Source organism: Burkholderia sp. E168m23 (assembly GCF_016586125.1).
Classification (GTDB): Bacteria; Pseudomonadota; Gammaproteobacteria; order Burkholderiales; family Burkholderiaceae; genus Burkholderia; species Burkholderia orbicola.
On sequence record NZ_BCPP01001470.1, the window covers coordinates 1 to 1050 of the forward strand.

General features: G+C 58.8%; 1 protein-coding gene. It reads left to right on the forward strand.

Annotation, left to right across the window (positions count from 1 at the left end):
- Positions 1-477 precede the first annotated feature (477 nt).
- On the forward strand, positions 478-1050 hold a 573-nt coding region (locus tag JMF90_RS38220), incomplete at its 3' end, for a porin (RefSeq protein WP_201326459.1).

The window sequence follows — 1050 nt, forward strand, 5'->3', positions numbered from 1 at the left end:
GCCGGATTGTTGCTCGCGATGGCTGTTCCGTGCAGTCGATTGTCGTCCCCGCACGACCCCACCTGAATTCGCTTGGCGACGTCGGGCGCATCAGCGTGATGACGCGGACTTCGATAACACATCGCCTACGTGCGGGTTCTTATAGGGGAAACCCCGTAAAGCGCGCGGCTATCAAACGAGATTAACTTATACCAAACAAATTTTGACGGGAATTTATGTTCCTGATATGGTTTTTGCACCTGCAAAGTGCGGCCACGCAGGGGGTGCAGAACAGATCGAGCAGTACGAGCAGTACGACGTTCCCCATACAAAATTGTAAGGATCACGAAATGAGCGAAGCCGGCATGCCGATGTGGCAAATATGACGCCGGCCGCTGCGACCGTGACGATGCGCAGGCCGCGCGCCGTCACCTGCATTCGAATACGACACAAGCCGTTTCAACCCATCCCGAAACCACTCCTGACAGTGAAATGCAGATGAAAAACAAGAAGATCAACATCAGCGTTATCGCTGTTGCCGCCTTCGCAGCATCCTCGGCAGCAATGGCACAGTCGTCGGTCACCCTGTATGGCATGCTCGATGCGGGCATCGGCTATACGTCGAACATCAATGGCCACAGCCGGTTCGGCCTCGATGGCGGCGCCGCGGGCTCGAACAAGTGGGGCCTTCGAGGGCAAGAGGACCTCGGTGGCGGCCTCCAGGCGGTATTCAAGATCGAGAATGGTTTCAACATCGCGACAGGCGGCATCGGCGGCCAAGGGCCGATCGGTACCACGCGTTCGCTGTTCAACCGTCAGGCCTACGTGGGTCTCGCATCCAGTCAGTACGGCGCGTTGCGCATGGGGCGCCAGCTCGACGCCGTGACGGAAATGGTTCAGGTCCTGACGGGTGACGCCATTTCCGCGTCGACCTTCTCGACGCCGGGTGACGTCGACAACAACGACAACACGACGAACCAGAACAACGCGGTGAAGTACATCTCGCCGATCATCCACGGCTTCCAGGCTGAAGCCGCGTACTCGTTCGGCGGCGTGGCCGGTTCAACGGGG